The sequence below is a fragment of the Phreatobacter sp. genome, from assembly GCF_051860605.1.
In the GTDB taxonomy this organism is placed as follows: domain Bacteria; phylum Pseudomonadota; class Alphaproteobacteria; order Rhizobiales; family Phreatobacteraceae; genus Phreatobacter.
Window position 1 is genome coordinate 35,162 of the sequence record NZ_JBHYDR010000007.1, and the last position, 21,704, is coordinate 56,865.

Genomic DNA, 21,704 nt, shown 5'->3' on the forward strand with positions numbered 1-21,704 from the left:
CGATGGGCAAGGTCACGGGCTTTCTGGAGATCGACCGCCAGGACCGGCGCTACGCGCCGGCGGGCGACCGCATCCGCCATTACCGCGAATTCGTCATCCCTCTGAGCGAGGAAAGCACGCGCAACCAGGCTGCGCGCTGCATGAACTGCGGGATTCCGTTCTGCCACACCGGTTGTCCGGTCAACAACCAGATCCCGGACTGGAACGACCTCGTCTACAACGGCGCCTGGGAAGAGGCCGCCGTCAACCTGCACTCGACCAACAATTTCCCGGAATTCACCGGTCGGGTCTGCCCCGCGCCCTGCGAGGCGTCCTGCACGCTGAACATCGAGGATGTGCCGGTCACCATCAAGACGATCGAATGCGCCATCGTCGACCGGGCCTGGAGTGCCGGCTGGGTGCGGCCCGAACTGCCGAAGACCAGGACCGGCAAGAAGGTCGCGATCATCGGCTCGGGGCCTGCCGGCCTTGCCGCCGCCCAGCAATTGGCCCGTGCCGGCCACGAGGTGCATGTCTACGAGAAGTTCGCCAAGGCCGGCGGCCTGCTGCGCTACGGCATCCCGGACTTCAAGATGGAGAAGCGGCTGATCGACCGGCGCATCCACCAGATGGAGGCCGAGGGCGTCACCTTCCACTACAACGAGCATGTCGGCGTCACCCGGCCGGCGGCCGAACTGGTCGATGGCCATCACGCTGTCCTGCTCGCGGGCGGTGCCGAAAAGCCGCGCGACCTGCCGATCACCGGCCGCGACCTGGAGGGCGTCCATTTCGCCATGGACTTCCTGCCGCAGCAGAACCGGCGTGTATCGGGCGAGCCGATCGGCACCAACGAGCCGATCCTCGCCTCCGGCAAGCGCGTGGTGGTGATCGGCGGCGGCGACACGGGCTCCGACTGCATCGGCACCTCGATCCGCCAGGGCGCGGTCTCGGTCACGCAGCTGGAGATCATGACGAAGCCGCCGGAGAAGGAGAACAAGGACCTCTCCTGGCCGCTCTGGCCGCTCAAGCTGCGCACCTCGTCCAGCCACGAGGAAGGCGCCGAGCGCGACTTCGCCGTGATGACCAGTGCCTTCGTCGGCCATGGCGGCAAGGTGAAGGCGCTGCGCTGCGTGCGCATCGACGCGAAGATGCAGCCCATCCCCGGCACGGAGTTCGAGCTGAAGGCCGACCTCGTCCTGCTCGCCATGGGCTTCGTCAGCCCGGTCGCCGAAGGGATGGTCCAGAGCCTCGGCACCAGCCTCGACCCGCGCAGCAACGTCGCCGCCAACGTCATGGACTACCGGACCTCGGTGCCGAAGGTCTATGCAGCCGGCGACATGCGCCGCGGCCAGAGCCTTGTCGTCTGGGCGATCCGCGAGGGCCGGCAGGCCGCCCATGCCATCGACAAGGACCTGATGGGAGCGACCATCCTGCCGCGCTGATCGGCGGGGCAATGGCTTTGGGCGGTGTCGCGAGGCCCCACCCGCACCCTCCCCGCTGCGCGGAGAGGGAGACCACGGCCTCCCGCCCCGTATTCCGCCCGCGCACCACGCCCGACCCACGGACCGGCCGGGCGAGCAATGGCGACCGAGAGCCGCCCGCGACGTCGAAGTCCCCCTCTCCGCGCAGCGCGGAGGGTGCGGGTGGGGCATTTCACTGCACATGAGCGTAGCAGCCCGCTCGCTCGCACGGTCGGCATCGGTCCGCCTTGCAAGCGTGTCGTGCATCCTTCGAGGCTCGCCATAGCATCGGGCGAACGCGAAAAAGCGTTCGCACCTCGCAACGGCTCGCACCTCAGGATGAGGAGGGGTGGCGGGTTGCAGCCCTCGCTGTCGAAGCGCGACCGGCGAGCCCGATCCGGCGCTGATGCGATCCTCAACCCGCCTCATCCTGAGGTGCGAGCGTCAGCGAGCCTCGAAGGACGCACTGCTTCAATGCAGTCCCGGAGTTCGATTCAGCGCCTGCCATCGGATAGGTTCTCGGGGAGCAAACCTGCCAACCGACCCCAGGAAACGGTGCATGTTCTTCGCCAGCGACAACGGCCTCGGGGCCTCCGACCGCATCATGGCCGCCATTGCGGCCGCCAATGACGGCAGCGCCTGCCTCGCCTATGGCCGCGACGACGGAACGGCGCGCGTCGAGCGCCTGCTGTCCGACCTGTTCGAGCGCGAAGTCGGCGTCTTCATGGTGACGACCGGCACGGCCGCCAACGGCCTGGCGCTCTCCACCCTCACGCCACCCTGGGGAATCGTCCTGTGCCATGACGAAAGCCACGTCATGGAAGACGAGTGCTGCGGTCCGGAATTCTTCACCGGCGGCGCCAAGCTGGTCGGCATCCGCGGCCCCGGCGCCAAGATCACCCCGGAAGCGCTGGAGGCGACCATCGCCTCGCTCGGCCGGCGCGTGCCGCACAACGCCCCCATCCATGCGCTGTCGCTGACCCAGTCGACCGAGCTTGGGCTCGTCTATTCGGTCGCGGAGGTGACGGCGCTGTCTGCCATCGCGAAGGCGAACGGGGCCGGCGTCCACATGGATGGCGCGCGCTTCGCCAATGCGGTCGCGGCGCTTGGCTGCTCGCCCGCCGAGATCACCTGGAAGGCGGGCGTCGACGTGCTCTCCTTCGGCACGACCAAGAACGGCGCGCTGGCCTGCGAGGCGATCGTCTATTTCGACCCCGCGAGAGGCGCCGAGATGGTGCGGCGGCGCATGCGGGCCGGCCACCTGCTCTCCAAGCACCGCTTCCTCGCGGCCCAGATGGAGGCGTTCCTCGCCGATGACCACTGGCTGGATCTTGCCCGCCATGCCAATGCCATGGCCGCGCGCCTGGCCGAGGGGCTCGCCACCGTGCCCGGCGTGCGCCTGCCGATCCAGCCGCAGGCCAATGGCCTGTTCCCGATCATGCCCGATGCCATGGTCGAGGCGCTGAAGGCCGAGGGGGCCGTGTTTTATCCCTGGTCCGACAAGGGCCTGGCGGACGCGGACAAGGCCCGCAAGGGCGAGACGATGATGCGCCTGGTGACATCATTTGCCACGCGCGGGCAGGATGTCGAGCGGTTCGTGGCGGTTGCCAGGGGCGCGGCCTCGGCCGCCTCCGCCGCCTGAGCCACGCGCCCCGCCCTCAAATCGCCGTTCTCCTTTCCGAAACCTTGCCATGGGGCGAGCTGGGGAAGAAGGACGCGATCCGTGCGCCAGAATGTGTATCTTGCGGCTGCTGCCGCCGCCCTCATGGCAGCCGGCCCGGCTGCTGCCATGCCGCTGGGCCCGGCTCCCTCGGAATTACTCCCGGTCCAGCAGGTCCAGTACTGGGGCGGCTGGGATTCGGATGACGACGACGGCCCGTTCTGGCGGCGTCCGTCGGCACCGCCCCGTGTCTATGTGCCGCGCGGCTATGTCGATCCGCGTTTCGAGGAGGACGACGACTCGATCGCGGCGCAGGAGGCGGTGACCATTGCCCGCTCGATGGGCTATCGCGCCGTGGCGGCACCGCGGCGCATCGGTCGCGCCTGGGTGGTCGTCGGCACCGGCCGGGCCGGCGAGCGGGTGCGCGTGTCGATTGATGCCTATACCGGCCGGCCGCTGGCGATCCGCGAGATCGCCGCCGTGCCGCCCCGGCCGCTGCAGCGGCCCGGAGAGCGGATCGCGCCCGATGCCCCGCCCATGCCAATCGACCCGGCCCCGCCGCTGCGCGAGGGACGCGTCGACCCGCTTCCGGATGTCGGCCCTGACCGTCGCACCCGGCCCTCGCCGGCCATCACCGCCCGCGCCGTGCCCGTGCCGCTGCCGCGCCCGGATATCGACGGGCATCGCCCGCAGCAGCCCCCGCCACCGCTCAGCGTGACGCCGGACCGGCCTTTCCAGCCTCCGGCAGCGGCACCCGCTCCCGAGGTTGCGCCGGTACCGCCGGCGCCGCCGACAGCGGCGCTGCCGCAAGCTCCAGCGCGCGAACCGCCCATGACGGCCCCGCCGGCACCCCCGGTCGCGGCGCCGGCTCCCGAGGTCCAGCCCCAGCCGGCCGAACCGCCTGCCGCCGCCCTTCCACCCGCGGCAGAGCCCGCTCCGGCCGAGCCGCCGGCAGCCGTCACCCCGCCGGCACCGGTCGAAGCCCGTCCCGCGCCGGACAGCGAGCCGGCGCCTCAGCCCAGCGCCGCGGTTCCGCCGGCGGTCATCCCCCCGCCGGTCGAGCCGGCGCCGGTGGTGATCCCCGACGTTCCCGCTGTCACGCCGTCGGACCCTGCGGCCGAACCTCCGGCCGCCGATCGGGCCGCCGCACCGACGCAGGCTCCCGCCGAACCGGCGCCCGCCCGGCGCGAGGAGGGCGAGAGCGAGGGCATCATGGTGGACGGCCGGTTCCTCGGTCCGGACGGCCAGCCCCTGCCCGGAAGCCCGGCCCAGCCGGGTGTCCGCCGGATCGATCCGCCATCCCGGAACTGACCCGGAACCGGGGCTTGCGCGGCCTGCTCAAGCGTCGGAATTGCAGACAAACGAACGCCCGGCGGATCACTCCGCCGGGCGTCGTCACTGGAGCGCGCTGACCCGGCCGGGCACGGCCGGGTCGTTGCAGGAGAAGCGTCAGGCCGCCTGACGGGCCTCGCCTTCGATCACGCGCGGGTTCGTGCCGCCGGTGGCCGTGATCTGGATCGTGCGCGGCTTCATGGCCTCGGGAATCTCGCGGACGAGATCCACATGCAGCAGGCCATGATCCAGCGCGGCGCCCTTCACGAACACGTAGTCGGCAAGCTGGAAGCGGCGCTCGAAGGCGCGCGCGGCGATACCCTGGTGCAGGAACTCGGGCTTGGCCTCGCCTTCGCCAGCGACCTTCTCGCCGCGGATGGTGAGGGACTGCTCCTTGACCTCGATCGACAGGTCCCGATCGGCAAAGCCGGCCACCGCAACCGAGATCCGGTAGGCGTTCTCGCCGGTCTTCTCGATATTGTAGGGCGGGTAGGAGGTCGTCGGTCCGTCATGGCCGGACGCCTGGTCGAGCAGCGAGAACAGACGGTCGAAGCCGACGGTCGAGCGATAGAGGGGAGCAAGGTCGAACGTACGCATGGATGTCCTCCTTCAAGCGACACCTGAGAGCCCGCCGGAAAGGCCGGGCCGGTTGATATGCAGCCGTCTCTGGCCTGCACGATCAGGAGGTAGGAAGCCCGTTTCGGCTCCGCAAGACCCCCTTCTGCCAGACCGTCGCGCAGGCCTCTGCGCAAGCCTTGGCGCCAGCCACCCGCCGCCAGTCCGCGGCTCGTCCGGTGATGAAGCGCCGGTGAACGCCGCCTTCCGCGCCTGTTCAGCGCGCAGGCGCCAGGATGTCGCCAGTATCGGAGGACCTGCGCCCGACGCAGGCCCCGGAAAGGCTGACCATGACCCGCCCGCGCATCCATCGCGGCCCCGCCGCAGACCTCGCCCGCCGTCCCTTCGCGCGGGTCGCTTCCGCCCTGTCCGCGCCTGCCCTGACAGCGGTGACGCTCGGCGCGACGCTTGCTCTTGCGCTGTCGATCATTACCTGCGCCGGAACGCTGGCGCGGGCAGATGGCGCCCGTGCCGGCCGGGGGGCCGCCGAGCGCGTCGTGCCGCAGGCCGAGATTGCGGGACGTTTGGCAAGCCGCGGCTATGCGGTGACCGAGCCGGTCGTGCGGCGCGGCTCGGCCTATCTGACGCATGGGCGCGACCGGTTCGGGCAGCGTACCCGGCTGGTGGTGGATGCCCGCAATGCCGAGATCATCGGGTTGAGGGTGGTCGAGCCGGCGGCGGGCGCCGCACGCCCCCTCCCCCGTATCGGTCGCCCGTGACGGTCCGGCTCCCGCGACGCGATCCTTCGGTGACCTGCCGGCCCCGCCATGCTACCGGGGCGCTGGATCAGGATTGATCCGGATGTCCCGCGATTCGTGAGCCGACCAGCCCGATGGATCTCGTCGCCCTGCCCGAACGGCCGATACCGGTCGGCGCCCGCGCCGGAACGCTGCAGACCGACGACCGGATCACCATCCGCTATGCCCGCTGGGAGGCCACTGGCGCGCCCCGTCGCGGCACGGTGGTCATATGCCAGGGCCGGTCGGAATTCATCGAGAAATATGTCGAAGTGATCGGCGAACTGCGCGCCCGCGGCTTCGGCGTGCTCGCCTTCGACTGGCGCGGCCAGGGTGGGTCCGGTCGGCTCCTGTCCGATATCCGCAGGGGCCATGTCCGCCGCTTTACCGACTTCCAGCTCGACCTCGAGGCCGTGATGGACACCGTCGCCCTGCCCGATTGCCGCCCGCCCTTCTTCGCGCTGGGCCACAGCATGGGCGGCGCCATCCTGATCGAGGCCGCACGGGCCGGCCGCACCTGGTTCGACCGCATGGTGCTGTCCGCCCCCATGATCGCGCTCAGGCCCGTGCGCCATCCCGGCTTCACGCTGGCCAGCCTGACGCTCGCCTCGCTCACCGGCCTCGGCAGCCGCCTGGTGCCCGGCGGCTCGCCCGAACCGACCTCCCGCAAACCCTTCGAGGGCAATCCGGTCAGTTCGGACCCGATCCGCTACGCCATTGCCGGCAGCTATGCCGGGATCGACCGCCGTCTCGGCCTTGGCGCGCCGACGGTCGGCTGGCTGCGCGAGGCGATCAAGGTGACGCGGCGCTTCGCCCATCCGCTTTACGCCCAGGGCATCCGCCAGCCCATGCTGCTGGTCGCTGCCGGGCGCGATCCGCTGGTCGATTCCGACGCGGTGGAGGCTTTCGCACGGCGCCTGAAGAACGGCCATGCCGTGGTGCTGCCGGGCTCGCTGCACGAACCGATGATGGAAGCCGACGCCATTCGCGCCGCCTTCTGGGCTGCCTTCGACGCCTTCGTGCCGGGCGAGCAGGCGTTTCTGTAGGCCGGTCCGTTCAGCCGTTGAGGATCGCCAGGGCCTGTTCGTGGACGCGCCGGTCGCCCGCCGCCACGATCCGTCCGCCACCGCCGGCCGGACCGCCGTCCCAGGTGGTCACGACGCCGCCGGCGCCCTCGATGATCGGCACGAGGGCAAGGATGTCATAGGTCTTGAGGCCCGCCTCCACGACCAGATCGACATGGCCCGCCGCCAGCATGCAATAGGCATAGCAGTCGGCGCCATACCGGTAGGTGCGGCACTGCTCCTCAACCGCCCGGTAGCGCGATCCGGTCTCGGCATCGAACAGGCGCGGCGAGGTGGTCATGATGGTCGCCGAGCCCAGCCCCTCGCAGGGCCTGACGAGGAGAGAGCGGCTGCCGGCCGGCCCCTCGTAGCGCGCGCGCGCGCCATCGCCCCAGAACATCTCGCGCATGAACGGCTGGTGCATCATGCCGAAGGCCGGGCTGCGGCCGCGGGCAAGGCCGATCAGCGTGCCCCAGACCGGGATGCCGGCGATGAAGGCCTTGGTGCCGTCGATCGGGTCGAGCACCCAGACATGCTCGGCATCCTCGTTCTCGGCGCCATATTCCTCGCCGATGATGCCATGGCCCGGAAAGGTCGTGCGGATCAGGTGGCGCATCGCCGCCTCGCCGGCCCGGTCGCCCTCGGTGACCGGGTCAAAGCCGCCCGTCCCCGCCTTGTTGTCGATGCCCATCGCGGTGCGGAAGAACGGCAGGATCGCTTCGCCCGACACGCGCGCGAGCTCGCGCACGAAGGCTTCGAAATCGACAGCGGCCACGACCTGCTCCTCCAGCGTTGCTATGCCGAGCTATAGGCAGGCGCGCGGGGGCGGGCAACCGCGCCCATGCAGGGGCGCGACGGCTGGACTGTCCCGGCGCCCTTGCCTGCCGGCACGCCGCACGGCAGGGTCCCGGCCCCGCAACCGGAGGACGCCTGGACCGTGGACCCGATGAAGCCCGAGGCGTCCGCGCATTCGGCCCTGTCGCAAGGGTTCGTCATCGCGCTGGTGGCGACGCTCGCCGCCGCCACGGCCATCAGCCAGTTCTACCGCAATTCGGTCGGCGTCATTGCCACCACGCTGACGGACGACCTGCAACTGACCGCCGACCAGCTCGGCAGCATCGCCTCATCGTTCTTCCTCATCTTCGCGCTGTGCCAGATCCCGGTTGGCATCGCCATCGACCGCTACGGACCGCGCCGCACCATGCTCGGCTCGCTCGCCTTCGTGGTGGCCGGATCGGTGCTGTTTGCGATGGCGACGGGCCCGGCCGGGCTGATCGGCGGCCGGCTGCTGCTCGGCATCGGCTGCTCGACCTTCCTGATGGCACCGCTCGCCATCTATGCCCGCGCCTTTCGCCCCGAGGCTTTCGCGACGCTTGCCGGCGTTCAGGTCGCGATTTCCAACCTGGGAACGCTGGGGGCGACGGCCCCGCTGGCCTGGGCGACCGCCTCCTATGGCTGGCGCCCCGCCTTCCTCGCGGCAGCGCTGTTCGCGCTCGCACTCGCGCTGGCCCTCGCCCTCATGCTGAGGCCGGCCTTTGCCGGACCCGCGGCCGGAGGCGCGAAGGAGAGCCTCGCCGATGCCCTGCGCGGCGTTCGCGAGGTCACGCGGCTGCCCGGCATCTGGCCGCTATTCCTGATGTCCTTCTCGGCCTATTCGAGCTTCGGCCTGATCATCGGCCTGTGGGGCGGCCCCTATCTCGCCCATGTCCACGGCGCCGACCTCGGCCTTCAGGGTCACGCGCTGCTGCTGATGGCGCTGGCGCAGATCGGTGGCTCCCTGATGTGGGGCATGTCGGACCGGCTGATGCGCGCCTACCGGCCCATGGTGGTCATCGCCGTGACACTGAGCCTCGCCCTGATGGCGGTCCTGGTCCTGCTCGGCCATCGCATGCCGACCGGCACCACCATCGGTATCATCGCGGCGCTCGGCTTCACGCTCGCCTTCACGCCCGTGGTCCTCGCCCATGGCCGGGCCCTGCTGCCGGGCCACCTGACCGGCCGGGGCCTTGCCCTGCTCAATCTCGGCACCATGAGCGGCGCCTTCCTGACCCAGTGGATCACCGGCCTTCTGGTGAAGGCCATTGCCGGTCCGGCGTTGGTCTATCCCGTCGCGGCCTTCCAGGCCGCTTTCGCCCTGCAGGCCCTCCTGCTGGCGGTTGCGACCCTTGTCTATGCCACCGCACCCGACCCGCGCCGCCAGGGCGCCAGGGGCGGCTGATCGCGGGCGGGCAGAGCGCCGGCGGGTTGATCCACCTGGCAGGCAGCCACGGCTGCCGCATCCGGTGACCGGTGACCGAATGGCCCGCCCTGCCGGCCGCCCCAAAATAATCGGTCAGCCTTCTTGCCTTTTTCATGGACCGGGAGCATATTGTTGCAGCGCGGTATCGCCCTGCGATGCCTCGCAGCCCTCCTTGGGCGTTTCCTCCCTAGACTTGGGCCGCTCACGAAAGTGAGCGGCCTCTTTCTTTTCCGGAGGCCGATTCAATCGTTTTGAATCAAGCAGTTGCGGCTAAACGGCTCAAGCCGCCCCCTCGTATAAAATCGACGAAACCCGTCCTGCTCGTTGTGCGGTGCAGCGCCAGTGCGGCTTGCACAGCCCTTGGAATCAGGGCCCGAGGCAGGCCCGTCCCGTTAGGCCGTTCCGGCTAGCCATGCAGAAAACAGGGGCCTGATCCGGCTATTCCGCAGCCACGCGGAAGTCACCGCCACGCTCCAGCGGCAGGCGGGCCAGGGCGTCGGCCAGCACCATCAGGTCGTCCCGAAGGCGGGCAAATCCGGCGGTCCGCTCATAGGTCCGCTCGTTCATGTAGATGGCGCGGTTGATCTCGATCTGCACGGCATGGATGCCGCTCTGCGGCTGGCCATAGTGCTCGGTGATGAAACCGCCGGCATAGGGCTTGTTGCGAAGGACGTGATAGCCCTGGCGCCGCAGAACTTCCTCGATCGCGTCCGAAACGGCCGGGGCGCAGCTGGTGCCGTAGCGGTCGCCGATCACGATGTCGGCGCGCGGGCGATCCTCGCGCATCGGCGCCGAGGAGGGCATGGAATGGCAATCGACCAGCAGCGCCTCTCCGAAGGCCCTGTGGCAGCCCGCCACCAGCCGCCTCAACGCCCGGTGATACGGCTTGTAGAAGCTCTCGATGCGCGCCAGCGCCTCGTCGACAGGCAGGCGCCGGCCATAGATCTCCTGCGCCTCGCCAACCACGCGCGGCACCGTGCCGAGGCCGCCGGCGACCCGCATGGACCGGGTGTTGGCGAAGGTCGGCAGCCGACCCTCGAACATCCGGGGGTCGAGTTCATAGGGTTCCCGGTTCGCGTCAACCATGGAACGCGGGAAATGGGCGCAGAGCAGCGGCATGCCGCGCTCGACCACGCCGGCGAACAGCACGTCCACATCGGTATCTTCCGAGCGGCGCAGCGCGGAGAGATCAAGGCGCACCTGCCCCAGGAAGCTCCGCGGATAGATCCGGCCCGAATGCGGCGAATTGAACACAACGGGTGCCGCCGCGACCTCCGGCTCCAGCACCTCGAAGGCCGGGTCGCAGTCGCGGATCAGTGCCTGGCTCATCGCCGCTCCGTGGTCATGCCCGACTTCCAGTCTAGCGCGACGCGGCGCCCTGTGAAGCTGCCTGCCGCAGGGGACCGATGCAGGCCTGCCGGCCCACGCCGCCACTGCGGTTTTCATTGGTTATTTACCATATTGGCGCTTGATGGCTCACGGGCCCGGCCGGCATTCTGTACACCGCCGCTCCGACCCCGCCGCGACCGAAGGACCGAGCTGACCGCATGGGCAAGATTCTGCTGGCCGAAGACGACAATGACATGCGCCGGTTCCTGGTGAAGGCGCTGAACACGGCGGGCTATGATGTCGTCTCGTTCGACAATGGCCTGTCCGCCTATCACCGCCTGCGGGAGGAGCCTTTCGAGCTGCTTCTGACCGATATCGTCATGCCCGAGATGGACGGCATCGAGCTGGCCCGCCGCGCGACCGAGCTCGACCCCGACATCAAGGTCATGTTCATCACCGGCTTCGCCGCCGTCGCCCTCCAGCCTGATTCGATGGCGCCGAAGGAGGCCAAGATCCTGTCCAAGCCGTTCCATCTGCGCGACCTCGTCAACGAGGTGGAGAAGATGCTGAAGCAGGCGGCCTGACGACGGCCCCGCCCGGCCGGCAAGCTGCGCTCCGGACGGTCTTGCACGGCCCGGATTTCCCAATTATACGGTGCGCCTCGCTTCTGCGGCCCCGGCCGCGAAGGGCGCGTAGCTCAGCGGGAGAGCACTACGTTGACATCGTAGGGGTCACTGGTTCGATCCCAGTCGTGCCCACCATTCAGGCCCTGGCGAAGACACCGCTTCGCCGGGGCCTTTGCCTGTCAGGCAAGGTTCCGCCGCACCGTCAGGCCGATACCGGACGCCGCGACCACCACAGCGCCAGTGGGCCGAGAAGGATGCCGAGGCTGAGCACCGCAAAGCCCGCAAGCCATCCGGTCTCCGACATCGGCCCGCCTGCCCCGTCGAGCGCAAGGCCGACGGTCCACCCGCCGACCGCCGACAGGCCGAAACCCACCGTCGAATGCAGCGCCATGGTCGCGCCGCGCGCATGGGGTGCCGCCGCCTGCGCCATGCCGGCGGTCAGCGCGCCGGAATCGGCCGGAATGGTGATCGCGTAGAGGAGGATCAGCACGGCCAGCAGCCAGGGAGGCGCGCCCGCCAGCAGGCCGATGGCAAGGCCGATGACACCTGAGAGCACCTGCACCACGGCGATCGCACGGTGCCGGCCGAAGCGCAGCGCCGCCTCGTTGCCAAGGATGCTGGCCGGCATGGAGACCAGCGAGAACAGCACGCTGATGGTGATGGCATCCACCGGCACGGCACCGGCATGGCGGGCCGTCACATAGGTCCAGAAGGCGACGATCCAGGTGCGCATGCCGTAAAGCTCGAAGCAATGCGCGCCATAGCCCAACACATAGCCGAGCGCCGGCCGGTTGCCGAACACGGCCTTGACGTCGATGGCCGGACCCGTCCGGGGCGCGGGTCGCACCGGCGCCATCAGCAGCGTGGTAACCAGCATGGCCAGCGGCCCGATTCCGGTGACGAGGAAGGCCGCCTGCCAGCCGTACCAGGCGGCCAGGACCTGCGAGACCAGGAACGACAGCGCGACACCCAGGGAAAAGCTCGACGTGTAGAGCGTCACCGAGCGCGAGGCATCGCCCGAATCGAGCCGGTCGGTCAGTGCCTTCAGGCCGGGCATGTAGGCGCCGGCAAAGCCCAGCCCGGCGAGCGCCCACATGGCCGAGGCCGAGACAAGGTCGCGCGCCACGAAGGGAAACGCGAGCGTTGCCACCATGCTCAGGGTCGTCCCCGCGATCAGGATACGGCGAGCATCGATCCGGTCGGTGAGCGAGGCGAGAACCGGCACGGCGACCATGTAGCCGAAGGCATAGGCGCTGGCCATGAAGCCGGCCTGCCCGGCGCTCAGCCCCCAGAGCGGCATGAGATGCTGGGCCATGATCGCCTGCACGACGACATGCGGCAGCAGGTTTCCCACCTGCCCCACGCACATGGCCACGACCAGCGGCCGTCCACGAAGCCCCATCGCTGCCCCCACCCCATCCGGCGCCAAGGTTGAGCCGGCGGGCCCGATCCTGACAAGCCACACGAGCAGCCGGGCGGCTCTGCCATTCCGCATATTGCGAAAAGGCATTTCATTGTGAGAAATACCCTCGCACCGTTACGGGCGGGGCGACAGCGGGGATGGAAGAGCATGGCGGTTCGGATGGCGCAGCCCTTGCGGCCCCGCTTCGGCTGGCGGGTGGTGGCTCGACCGGCGGACGAGCGGCCATGCAGCTGACGCTGGCCCTTCACCGCGCCCGCCGCCTGCATCCGGACAAGCGGGCCGTCGTTTATGCCGATCGCACATGGACATGGGCCGCGTTCGCCGATCGCGTCGCGCGCCTCGCCGGCGTGCTCAAGGGGCTCGGCATCGGCGAGGGCGACCGGGTCGCCATGCTGTCGCATTCGACCGACCGCTATCTCGAGTTCTTCTTCGCCACGCTCTGGGCCGGTGGCATCGCCGTGCCGGTCTCCACCCGCTACGCACAGCCGGAAACGGCCTTCCTGCTGCAGGATTCGGGGGCGAAGGTGCTGCTGGTCGGCGACGAGTTCACCGACATGGCCGCGGCCATTCGCGGCGAGACGCCGGACCTTGCCCATTGCTTCTACACCGGCGAGGGCGAGACACCTGCCGGCATGCTCTCCTATGGCGAGGCGATGGCGAAGGCCGAGCCGGTCGAGGATGCCCGCTGCGCGGGCGAGGACGTGGCCATCCTGTTCTATACCGGCGGCACCACCGGCCGCTCAAAGGGCGTGATGCTGACCCACGTCAACGTCATGTCCAACTCCTTCGGCGGCATCGTCCACACCGGCCTCGGGTCCGATCTGGTGGGTCTCCATGCCGGCCCGCTCTACCATGCCGCCGCCGGCTCGCGCGTCTTCACCAACACGCTGCTGGCCGCCACCCACGTGGTCATCCCGCGCTTCACGGTGAAGGGCGTGCTGGAGGCGATCCAGCGGCACCGCATCACCTTCGTCTCCATGGTGCCGACCATGATGACGATGATCCTCAACGAGCCTGACCTCGACGCCTACGACCTCTCCTCGCTGCAGATGATCGGCTACGGCGGCGCGCCCATGCCGGTGGCCACCCTTGAGGCGCTGATGAAGCGCCTGCCGAAGGTCCGCTTCGCCCAGGCCTATGGCATGACCGAACTGTCGCCGGCCTGCACCTATCTGGAACCCGCCGACCACACGCTGGACCCGGACAAGGTGCATCGCCTCGCCTCGGGCGGACGGGCCATCGTCGGCTGCGACCTGCGCGTCGTGGACCCGGACGACCGCGACGTGCCGGTCGGCACGATCGGCGAGATCGTCGTCGCGGGGCCGACCGTCATGAAGGGGTACTGGAACCTGCCGGAGTTGACGGCAGAGGCCCTGCGCGGCGGCTACATGCACACGGGCGATGCCGGCTATCTCGATGCCGACGGCTATGTCTACGTCTCGGACCGCATCAAGGACATGATCGTGACCGGCGGCGAGAACGTCTATTCGATCGAGGTCGAGAACGCCGTTCTCACCCACCCGGCCATCCGCGAATGCGCGGTGATCGGCGTGCCGCATCCGCTCTGGGGCGAGGCGGTGCACGCCGTCGTCACCTTCAAGGCCGGACAGAGCGCAACCTCCGATACGATCATCGCCCACTGCAAGGCGCGCATCGCCGGTTTCAAATGCCCTCAGACCATCGAGGTCCGCGAGACCATGCCGCTGTCGCAGGCCAACAAGATCCTCAAGACCGAGCTGCGCCAGCCCCATTGGGGTGGCCGGACCCGGCAGGTGAACTGATCCGCCGGGAGAACGCATGTGACCACCCTGTCCACCGGTATCGTGTCGGGCGCCCGTCAACGCAGCTTCGAACAGATCGACGCGCGCCTGCGTCGCATCGCGACCGGGCTGGAGGCGCTGGGCGTCGGGGCCGGTGACTGCGTCGCCATCCTGATGCGCAACGACATCGCGGCGCTGGAGACGACCTGGGCCGCGCAGTGGCTGGGTGCCTATGCCGTGCCGCTCAACTGGCACTTCAAGCCGGACGAGATCGCCTATGTGCTCGCTGATTGCGAGGCGAAGGCGCTGCTGGGCCATGCCGACCTGATCAATGCCTGCGCGGGAAACCTGCCGGCTGGCCTGCCGGTCATCGCGCTGGAGCCGCCGGACGAGGTGCGGACCGCCTATCCCGCCGACCCCGCCCTGCTCGCGCTGCCTCCCGGCAGTCTCGACTACGAGAGCTGGATCGGTGGCCTTGGCCCCCATCCGGGACCGGATAAACCGGCTCCGTCCAGCATGATCTACACGTCCGGCACCACGGGCCGGCCGAAGGGCGTGCGCCGCATGGCGCCAACGCCGGAGGAGGTCGTCGCCTCCGCGGAGATCCGCAAGTTGGTCTATGGGCTGCGACCCGGCGTGCGCACGCTGCTGCCCGGCCCGTTCTACCATTCCGCGCCCAATGCCTTCGCGGTGCGCGCCGGACGCCTTGGCGGCGTGCTGGTGCTGATGCCGAAATTCGACGCCGAGCAGTTCCTGCAACTGATCGAGGAGCATCGGATCGACACCCTGTTCATGGTTCCGACCATGTTCATCCGGCTGCTCAAGCTGCCCGAGGCCGTGCGCCGGCGCTACGACACCTCCTCGCTGCGTTTCGTCATCCATGCCGCGGCGCCCTGCCCGGCCGATGTCAAGCAGGCCATGATCGACTGGTGGGGTCCGGTCATCCACGAGTTCTACGGTGGCACGGAAACCGGCCCCGTCACCTATGCGACGCCGGAGGACGCGATCCGGAAGCCCGGCTCGGTGGGCAGGGCTTCGCCCGGTGCGATCCTGCGGATCGTCGACGAGGAAGGCCGCGACGTGCCGCAGGGCGCGGTCGGCGAGGTCTATGGCCGGATCGCGGGCTATCCCGACTTCACCTATCACAAGGACCCGGCGAAACGCCGCGAGGTGGACCTCGACGGGCTGATCACCTGCGGCGACATTGGCTATCTCGACGCCGACGGCTACCTGTTCCTGTGCGACCGCAAGCGCGACATGGTGATATCCGGCGGGGTCAACATCTATCCCGCCGAGATCGAGGCGGTGCTGCACGGCCTGCCGGGGATCGCCGACTGCGCCGTCTTCGGCATTCCCGACGCGGAGTTCGGCGAGACCCTGATGGCCGTGGTGGAGCCGCTGCCAGGCGCCAGCATCGACATCGAGGCGATCCGGGCCGGGCTGAAGGCCAAGCTCGCCGACTACAAGGTTCCCCGCCGCATCGAGTTACGCACCGGCCTGCCGAGGGAGGATTCCGGCAAGATCTTCAAGCGCAGGCTGCGCGACCCCTACTGGGAGGCGGCCGGGCGGAAGATCTGACCGCTGCGCCCGCAGAAATACGTAGGGGCAGACTCCAGCGTTGACACTTTTGGTTGCATAACTTCATGATGCCCTTATTGGTTGCATCCATGGAGCGCGCGATGTCCCTCAGGATCCTGAACCCGAAGCATGTTCGTACAGAGTCTGCCAAAGGTGGAGACTCGGCGCAGGCGCAGGTCAAGATCGGCGGCTACAGGGAGGATTGCCTGGTACTCCTCTCCGCACAGGGGTCGGCGTCGTACACTGCCGGCGGCGGGGTGACGACCGGAATGATCCTCGCGATCCTCGTTGGCACAGACCGCGTTGCAGAGGATATCTGCGGCGAAGGACAGGCCAGCAGCATGTATTTCCGCTCGTCGGCGTCCCACAATTTCGTGCTGAAGGCCGGAAGCGAAGTGAGCATCGCCGCGCGCGTCGAGCCCTATGGTGCCGGGAATACCATCGACTCAGCTGTCTCCCTGTCCTGCTATGCGCTGGCGCTTGCCCCCGGATATGACGGTCCCTGCGTCTCATAGTCATTGAAGCCGAAAGCGGCACCCCGGGTTGCGCCAGGCTCTTCCGGCCGGCAACACGCCAGATCGGGTTGGGCCGGCGGCTGGAATGCGCCTGGAGCGGGCGGCCAAGTCGGCACGAAAAAAGGAACCCTCCGCCCGGAGGCGCGAGGGTTCCTTGAAGGGACGGAGGAGTCCCGAAGTCCGGTCTCAGCCCTCGTAGCGGCCGACGATCGAGATCGAGCAGACGTTCTGGTGGGGGAAGCCGCCGAGATTGTGGGTCAGTCCCAGCCGCGGCAGGTCCTTGCGCTGGCGCTCGCCGGCCCGGCCCTGCATCTGCAGATACATCTCGTAGATCATCCTCAGGCCCGAGGCGCCGATGGGATGGCCGAAGCACTTGAGGCCCCCGTCGATCTGGCAGGGAATGGTGCCGTCGGCATCGTAGAAGCCATCGAGAATGTCGTGGATGGCCCGGCCCTCGGCCGAGATGTGCAGATCCTCCATGGTGACCAGTTCGGTGACCGAGAAGCAATCATGCACCTCGATCAGGCTGATCTCGTCGCGCGGCTTCTCCACGCCGGCCTCCTGGTAGGCGCGCTTCGCCGCGATCCGGGTCGTTGCGAAATAGCTGCCGTCCCACGAATTGTGCTGGGCCTCGGTGCCGTTCGAGACCGACACCTGCAGCGCCTTGACCGAGATGAGGTCGGTCTTGCCGAGGCTGCGGGCGATCTCCGGCGTGGTGACGATGGCGCAGGCTGCCCCATCCGACACGCCGCAGCAGTCATAGAGGCCGAGCGGCTCGGCGATCATCGGCGAGTTCAGCACGGTGTCGATGGTGATCCTGTTGCGCAGATGGGCCTTCGGGTTGCGCCCGCCATTGTCGTGGCTCTTCACCGAGACATGGGCCATGGCGCGCTTCAGATCCTCCGGCGCCGAGCCGTATTTGGCGCGATAGGCGGCGGCAAGCTGGGCGAAATAGCCGGGCGCCGAGGCGTTCGGCCAGGTCATGTTCGGCACCGTGCCGCGGCCGCGCTGCGGCAGGCCACCATAGCCGGTGTCCTTGAGCTTCTCGACGCCAAGCGCCAGCGCGATGTCGGCGGCGCCTGAAGCCACCGCATAGACCGCCCCGCGAAACGCTTCCGTGCCGGTGGCGCAATAGTTCTCAACCCGCGTCACCGGGATGTAGGGCAGGCGCAGCGCCACCGCGAGCGGCACGGCGGACTTGCCGACGTGCTGCTCCTCGATGGCCGTGCCGAGCCAGGCGGCCTCGATCTGCTTCGTCTCGATGCCGGCGTCGCCGAGCGCCTCCGTATAGGCCTCGACCATCAGGTCCTCGGCGTTCATGTCCCAGCGCTCGCCGAATTTCGAGCAGCCCATGCCGAGAATGGCGACCTTGTCGCGAATGCCCTTGGCCATGGTTCAGGCCCTCCCGGAGGTTTGAGCGGAGCTGACGGCAGGCGCCGCCTTCCAGAAATAGCGACGGAACCCGCGCTGGCCGTCGATGTCCTTGACGCGGAACATCATGCGCATGGGGCTGCCGACGGACAGGTCCTTCTCGTCGACATCGGTGAAGTCCATCATCCAGCGGCCGCCATCCTCGAACTGGATCATGCCGTAGCAGGCCGGCGGGTCAGGCGAATAGGTCAGCCGGTCGGCGGTATAGGAATTGATCTTCCCCGTCTTGCCCGAGAAGGGCTCCTCCACCTGGCTGTCGACGGCGTTGCAGTTGGGGTTGACGCAGATCCGCGTCTTGGGGAACTGCAGCGTGCCGCATTTGGTGCACTTGCCGCCGATGAAGCCGGTGGCGGTGTGGCGGTTGCGCCAGAGCGCGGAGAGCGGCGTCTGCTTGTCGGCCTCGGCGCGCATGCCCCGCTCCAGCTCGATCGTGTCGTTGAAGGCCAGGAACTTGGAATAGTTCGCCTCCTCGCGGCGGCGGGCGAGATGGCCCCTGACCCCGAGCCGGGCCGGCAAGCGGGTGATGGCCTCGGTGACCTCGAACAGCAGGGCATCGGCGCCCTGGCCGAAGCCGACCACCATGATCCTGTCGCCGGGCTTTGCCTGTTCAAGCGCCGCCACCAGCATCACCAGGGGATGGGCAGCGCCCGTCTCTCCGCAGACGGCGTGCAGATTGTCGGCCACCGCCGCCTCGGCGATGCCGGCCGCCTTGGCCACGGAGCTGGATACTCTCGCCAGCACGGCGGGCATGCAGAACTGCGTCACGTCGCCAGCCGCCACGCCGGCCTTCGCAAGGCAGGCCCTGATGACCGGCGGCACCAGCGGAATGTAGCCGGCATCGCGGATCCAGCGCTCCTCCCACTGGTAGTCGAACTCCGATTCCATCGACCGGTAATGGTCGACGAAATCGGCGGTGCGGGTCGCGGCGCCGATCAGTGTCGCCACCGGATCGCCCTCGCCCACCAGCAGCGCGGCGGCACCATCGCCTGCGGTCATCTCGATGGGGCTTGCCGCCTTCACGGGCCGCTTCTCGGCGGCCATCAGCAAGGTAGCCGGCCCGCCGCGCAGCGCCGACATGAGGGCCGAGGTGGCAGCCCGCTGGGTCTGGCCGACATCGCTCGCGGCCAGATTCTGGCCAAGGTTCAGCGCCTCGGCGGCGACGCCGGAATTGAGGCGGTCGAGGAACGGGAAGGTCGTCGAGGCCAGCTGAACCGCCTCCACCTTTCCGGGATCCTGGCCGATCAGGCAGTCGCGGGCCGCCTCCACCGCCATGGTGATGGCATCCTCGTCCCAGTTGGCGATGGCACGCTCGCCCTTGCCCTGCCCCTTCAGCGCGGCGTTGAACCAGCCATGGGCATCGGCAATCGCCTTCCGCTGCAGGCGAAGGCGCGGGATATAGGCGCCGAAGGAGAGAATTCCGAAGGTCATCAGGTCATGTCCCAATCATCAGGGTCTGGTCGGCCTCGCGCTGCACGGCGGGAGTGCGTCGTGCAATCCGCCCTCCTTCGTGATCCCCCATCACACCGGGTCCCATGAGAAGATGTCGGCAGACCGGTCGAGCGGGAAGAACGAGGATTTCAGCGCCGGCATACCGTGGCTGGCCAGGCTCTCGCAGGTCCAGCCGCCATCGCGGTGGATCGAGCGGACCGGCCGCGACTGGCCCATCAGGAAGATCTCGTTCATGCGCGCGGCGAAGATCTGGCCGGAGACCTCCTTTGCGGCATCGGAGACGAGGAAGGCCGACAGCGGCGCGATCTTCTCCGGACCCATGGCCTGGATACGCGCGACACGCGCCTTCTCGGCCTCGGTCTCGGTCGGGATGGTGCCGATCAGGCGGCTCCAGGCGAAGGGCGAGACACAGTTGGAGCGCACGTTGAACCGCGCCATATCGAGGGCGATCGACTTCGACAGGCCGACAATGCCCATCTTGGCGGCGGCATAATTGGCCTGGCCGTAATTGCCGATCAGCCCCGAGGTGGATGTGAAGTGGACGAAGGCGCCGCTGTTCTGCTCGCGGAAGATTCGCGCGGCGGCATGGCTGACGTAGAAGGTGCCCATCAGGTGCACCTTGATGACCAGTTCGAAGTCCGCGACGCTCATCTTGTGGAAGATGGCATCGCGCAGGATGCCGGCATTGTTGACGACACCGTCGAGCGCGCCGAACGCATCGATGGCGGTCTTGACGATGGCATTGGCGGAGGCCGGCTCGGCGACGCTGTCGAAATTCGCGATGGCGGTGCCGCCCCTCTTGCGGATCTCTTCGCAGACCTCCTCGGCGGGCGCGGCACTGGAGCCCGACCCGTCGGCAGACCCGCCAAGGTCATTGACGACGACCTTGGCGCCCTCGGCCGCCGCGGTGAGCGCGATCTCGCGGCCGATGCCGCGCCCTGCGCCCGTCACGATGACGACCTTGCCGTCGAGAACCCCGCCCTGTGCCATTCCTGCTGCCCTCAAAGTCCGGTTGCCATGTCCGCCGGAACGCGGACGCGCCGTGCCGCGGGCACCCGGCCCGTCCTTGGCGACGCTCGCAGCACCATAGCGACTTCGTCAATTGAACGAAATCCCGTTTCATTCGTCGAAACGCCTGTCTTAGGATAGAGGCCAGCGCCGGGCCCCTTGCCCGCGGGACCTCAGGAGACGCGCCATGTCCGCCACCGCCAGCTATTACAAGGAAGAGCACCACCTGTTCCGCGACGCCTGCCGCCGCTTCGTGGCGGAGGAGATCGCCCCCCACCATTCCCGCTGGGAGAAGGAGGGCATGGTGGACCGCGAGGCCTGGCTGAAGGCCGGCAAGGCCGGCATGCTGCTGACCAATATCCCGGTGGAATATGGCGGTGGCGGCGCCGACTTCCTGACCAGCGCCATCTTCATCGAGGAGATGATGGGCCACGTCTTCACCGGCCCCGGCTTTCGCCTGCACTCCGACATCGTCGCGCCCTACATCCTCAACAATGCCTCGGAGGACCTGAAGCGCCACTGGCTACCGAAGATGGCGACCGGCGAGGCCATCGGGGCGCTGGCCATGACCGAACCGGGCGCGGGCTCGGACGTGCAGGGCATCCGCACCACCGCCATCCGCGACGGCAACCACTATGTCATCAACGGCCAGAAGACCTTCATCACCAATGGCCAGCTTGCCGACATCATCATCGTCGCCTGCAAGACCGACCCGAAGGCGGGCGCGAAGGGAGTCAGCCTGATCATCGTCGAGGCGGATCGCGAGGGCTTCAAGCGCGGCCGGAACCTCGAGAAGATCGGCCTGAAGGCGCAGGACACCTCCGAGCTTTTCTTCGACAATGTCCGCGTTCCCGCCACCAACATCATCGGCGATGAGGGGCGCGGCTTCGCCTACATGATGACCGAGTTGCCGCGCGAGCGCCTGCTCGTCTCGATCAGCGCCGTTGCCATCATGGAGGCGGCGCTGCGGTGGACGATCGACTACACGCGCGAGCGCAAGGCCTTCGGCAAGTCGCTTGCCGAGTTCCAGAACACCCGCTTCAAGCTCGCCGAGGTGAAGACCGAGGTGACGATTGCCCGCGTCTTCCTGGACGACTGCGTGACCAAGTTCCTCAACGGCGAGCTCGACGTCGCCACCGCCGCCATGGCCAAGTGGTGGCTCAGCGAGTTGCAGGGCCGGGTCGTCGATACCTGCCTGCAGCTGCATGGCGGCTACGGCTACATGTGGGAATATCCCATCGCCCGCGCCTATGCCGACAGCCGCATCCAGCGCATCTATGCCGGCACCACCGAGATCATGAAGGAGATCGTCGCGCGGTCGCTGTGAGTGGCTGCTGCATTGGGGAAGTGCGTCCTTCGAGGCTCGCCATAGCATCAGGCGAACGCCGGATGCGTTCGCCTCTCGCTATTCTGCTCGCACCTCAGGATGAGGAAGGGCGGAGACCTGCAAGCCGCGCCCGCATCTGATGCCACGCCCCACCTGCCTCATCCTGAGGTGC

18 protein-coding genes and 1 tRNA gene are annotated in these 21,704 nt (G+C 68.5%); 12 read left to right on the forward strand and 7 right to left on the reverse strand.

The window, feature by feature from the left end:
• The first annotated feature begins 2 nt into the window (after nt 1-2).
• The 3 genes from ACTIFS_RS13570 to ACTIFS_RS13580 all read left to right on the forward strand — a co-directional run bounded on the left by ACTIFS_RS13570 (nt 3) and on the right by ACTIFS_RS13580 (nt 4,410).
• Nucleotides 3-1,421, forward strand: coding sequence for a glutamate synthase subunit beta (locus ACTIFS_RS13570; protein ID WP_439574646.1), 1,419 nt, complete (start codon nt 3-5; stop codon nt 1,419-1,421).
• Nucleotides 1,422-1,998: 577 nt separating this feature from the next.
• Nucleotides 1,999-3,081 carry a threonine aldolase family protein gene (locus tag ACTIFS_RS13575; protein ID WP_439574647.1) on the forward strand — a complete coding sequence of 361 codons (1,083 nt, stop codon included), beginning with the start codon at nt 1,999-2,001 and terminating at the stop codon, nt 3,079-3,081.
• Between the two features lie 81 nt (nt 3,082-3,162).
• On the forward strand, nt 3,163-4,410 hold the full coding sequence (locus tag ACTIFS_RS13580) for a hypothetical protein (RefSeq protein ID WP_439574648.1): 1,248 nt from the start codon (nt 3,163-3,165) through the stop codon (nt 4,408-4,410).
• Between the two features lie 138 nt (nt 4,411-4,548).
• Here the strand turns inward: ACTIFS_RS13580 and ACTIFS_RS13585 are convergent, their stop codons facing one another.
• The gene (locus ACTIFS_RS13585) at nt 4,549-5,028 is read right to left on the reverse strand and encodes an Hsp20 family protein (RefSeq protein ID WP_439574649.1); all 480 of its coding nucleotides are present in this window, start codon (nt 5,026-5,028) and stop codon (nt 4,549-4,551) included.
• A gap of 308 nt (nt 5,029-5,336) precedes the next feature.
• Here ACTIFS_RS13585 and ACTIFS_RS13590 point away from each other — a divergent pair, with 308 nt between their 5' ends.
• Together ACTIFS_RS13590 and ACTIFS_RS13595 are read left to right on the forward strand one after the other, a co-directional pair.
• Nucleotides 5,337-5,765: a hypothetical protein gene (locus ACTIFS_RS13590; protein ID WP_439574650.1), complete on the forward strand. Its 429-nt coding sequence runs from the start codon at nt 5,337-5,339 to the stop codon at nt 5,763-5,765.
• Between the two features lie 113 nt (nt 5,766-5,878).
• On the forward strand, nt 5,879-6,829 hold the full coding sequence (locus ACTIFS_RS13595) for an alpha/beta fold hydrolase (protein ID WP_439574651.1): 951 nt from the start codon (nt 5,879-5,881) through the stop codon (nt 6,827-6,829).
• A 10-nt stretch (nt 6,830-6,839) separates the two neighbouring features.
• Here ACTIFS_RS13595 and hisN read toward each other — a convergent pair whose 3' ends face one another.
• Nucleotides 6,840-7,622: a histidinol-phosphatase gene (gene hisN, locus ACTIFS_RS13600; RefSeq protein ID WP_439574652.1), complete on the reverse strand. Its 783-nt coding sequence runs from the start codon at nt 7,620-7,622 to the stop codon at nt 6,840-6,842.
• Between the two features lie 171 nt (nt 7,623-7,793).
• Between hisN and ACTIFS_RS13605 the strand changes: the two genes are divergently transcribed.
• A complete protein-coding gene (locus tag ACTIFS_RS13605; RefSeq protein ID WP_439574820.1) occupies nt 7,794-9,065 on the forward strand; it encodes an MFS transporter in 1,272 nt (423 codons plus the stop codon).
• Nucleotides 9,066-9,524: 459 nt separating this feature from the next.
• On the opposite strand, the gene ACTIFS_RS13610 is transcribed toward ACTIFS_RS13605, so the two are convergent.
• Nucleotides 9,525-10,415: an N-formylglutamate amidohydrolase gene (locus ACTIFS_RS13610; protein ID WP_439574653.1), complete on the reverse strand. Its 891-nt coding sequence runs from the start codon at nt 10,413-10,415 to the stop codon at nt 9,525-9,527.
• A 218-nt stretch (nt 10,416-10,633) separates the two neighbouring features.
• Here ACTIFS_RS13610 and cpdR point away from each other — a divergent pair, with 218 nt between their 5' ends.
• Nucleotides 10,634-10,999 (forward strand): cell cycle two-component system response regulator CpdR, encoded by a 366-nt coding sequence (gene cpdR, locus ACTIFS_RS13615; protein WP_439574654.1) that lies wholly within the window; start codon nt 10,634-10,636, stop codon nt 10,997-10,999.
• A gap of 102 nt (nt 11,000-11,101) precedes the next feature.
• Nucleotides 11,102-11,176, forward strand: a tRNA-Val gene (locus ACTIFS_RS13620).
• Between the two features lie 67 nt (nt 11,177-11,243).
• Here the strand turns inward: ACTIFS_RS13620 and ACTIFS_RS13625 are convergent.
• Nucleotides 11,244-12,443 (reverse strand): MFS transporter, encoded by a 1,200-nt coding sequence (locus ACTIFS_RS13625; RefSeq protein ID WP_439574655.1) that lies wholly within the window; start codon nt 12,441-12,443, stop codon nt 11,244-11,246.
• Between the two features lie 245 nt (nt 12,444-12,688).
• Here ACTIFS_RS13625 and ACTIFS_RS13630 point away from each other — a divergent pair, with 245 nt between their 5' ends.
• From ACTIFS_RS13630 to ACTIFS_RS13640, 3 genes are all read left to right on the forward strand, one after another.
• Nucleotides 12,689-14,245: an acyl-CoA synthetase gene (locus ACTIFS_RS13630; protein WP_439574656.1), complete on the forward strand. Its 1,557-nt coding sequence runs from the start codon at nt 12,689-12,691 to the stop codon at nt 14,243-14,245.
• 18 nt (nt 14,246-14,263) lie between these two features.
• Nucleotides 14,264-15,802, forward strand: coding sequence for an acyl-CoA synthetase (locus ACTIFS_RS13635; protein WP_439574657.1), 1,539 nt, complete (start codon nt 14,264-14,266; stop codon nt 15,800-15,802).
• A 101-nt stretch (nt 15,803-15,903) separates the two neighbouring features.
• Nucleotides 15,904-16,317, forward strand: a complete 414-nt coding sequence (locus ACTIFS_RS13640) for a hypothetical protein (protein WP_439574658.1) — start codon at nt 15,904-15,906, stop codon at nt 16,315-16,317.
• A gap of 186 nt (nt 16,318-16,503) precedes the next feature.
• Here ACTIFS_RS13640 and ACTIFS_RS13645 read toward each other — a convergent pair whose 3' ends face one another.
• The 3 genes from ACTIFS_RS13645 to ACTIFS_RS13655 all read right to left on the reverse strand — a co-directional run bounded on the left by ACTIFS_RS13645 (nt 16,504) and on the right by ACTIFS_RS13655 (nt 20,187).
• Nucleotides 16,504-17,709 carry an acetyl-CoA acetyltransferase gene (locus tag ACTIFS_RS13645; RefSeq protein WP_439574659.1) on the reverse strand — a complete coding sequence of 402 codons (1,206 nt, stop codon included), beginning with the start codon at nt 17,707-17,709 and terminating at the stop codon, nt 16,504-16,506.
• 3 nt (nt 17,710-17,712) lie between these two features.
• Nucleotides 17,713-19,176 (reverse strand): hydroxymethylglutaryl-CoA synthase family protein, encoded by a 1,464-nt coding sequence (locus ACTIFS_RS13650; protein ID WP_439574660.1) that lies wholly within the window; start codon nt 19,174-19,176, stop codon nt 17,713-17,715.
• Between the two features lie 90 nt (nt 19,177-19,266).
• A complete protein-coding gene (locus tag ACTIFS_RS13655; RefSeq protein WP_439574661.1) occupies nt 19,267-20,187 on the reverse strand; it encodes an SDR family NAD(P)-dependent oxidoreductase in 921 nt (306 codons plus the stop codon).
• Between the two features lie 205 nt (nt 20,188-20,392).
• Between ACTIFS_RS13655 and ACTIFS_RS13660 the strand changes: the two genes are divergently transcribed.
• Nucleotides 20,393-21,532, forward strand: a complete 1,140-nt coding sequence (locus ACTIFS_RS13660; protein WP_439574662.1) for an acyl-CoA dehydrogenase family protein — start codon at nt 20,393-20,395, stop codon at nt 21,530-21,532.
• Nucleotides 21,533-21,704: the final 172 nt, after the last annotated feature.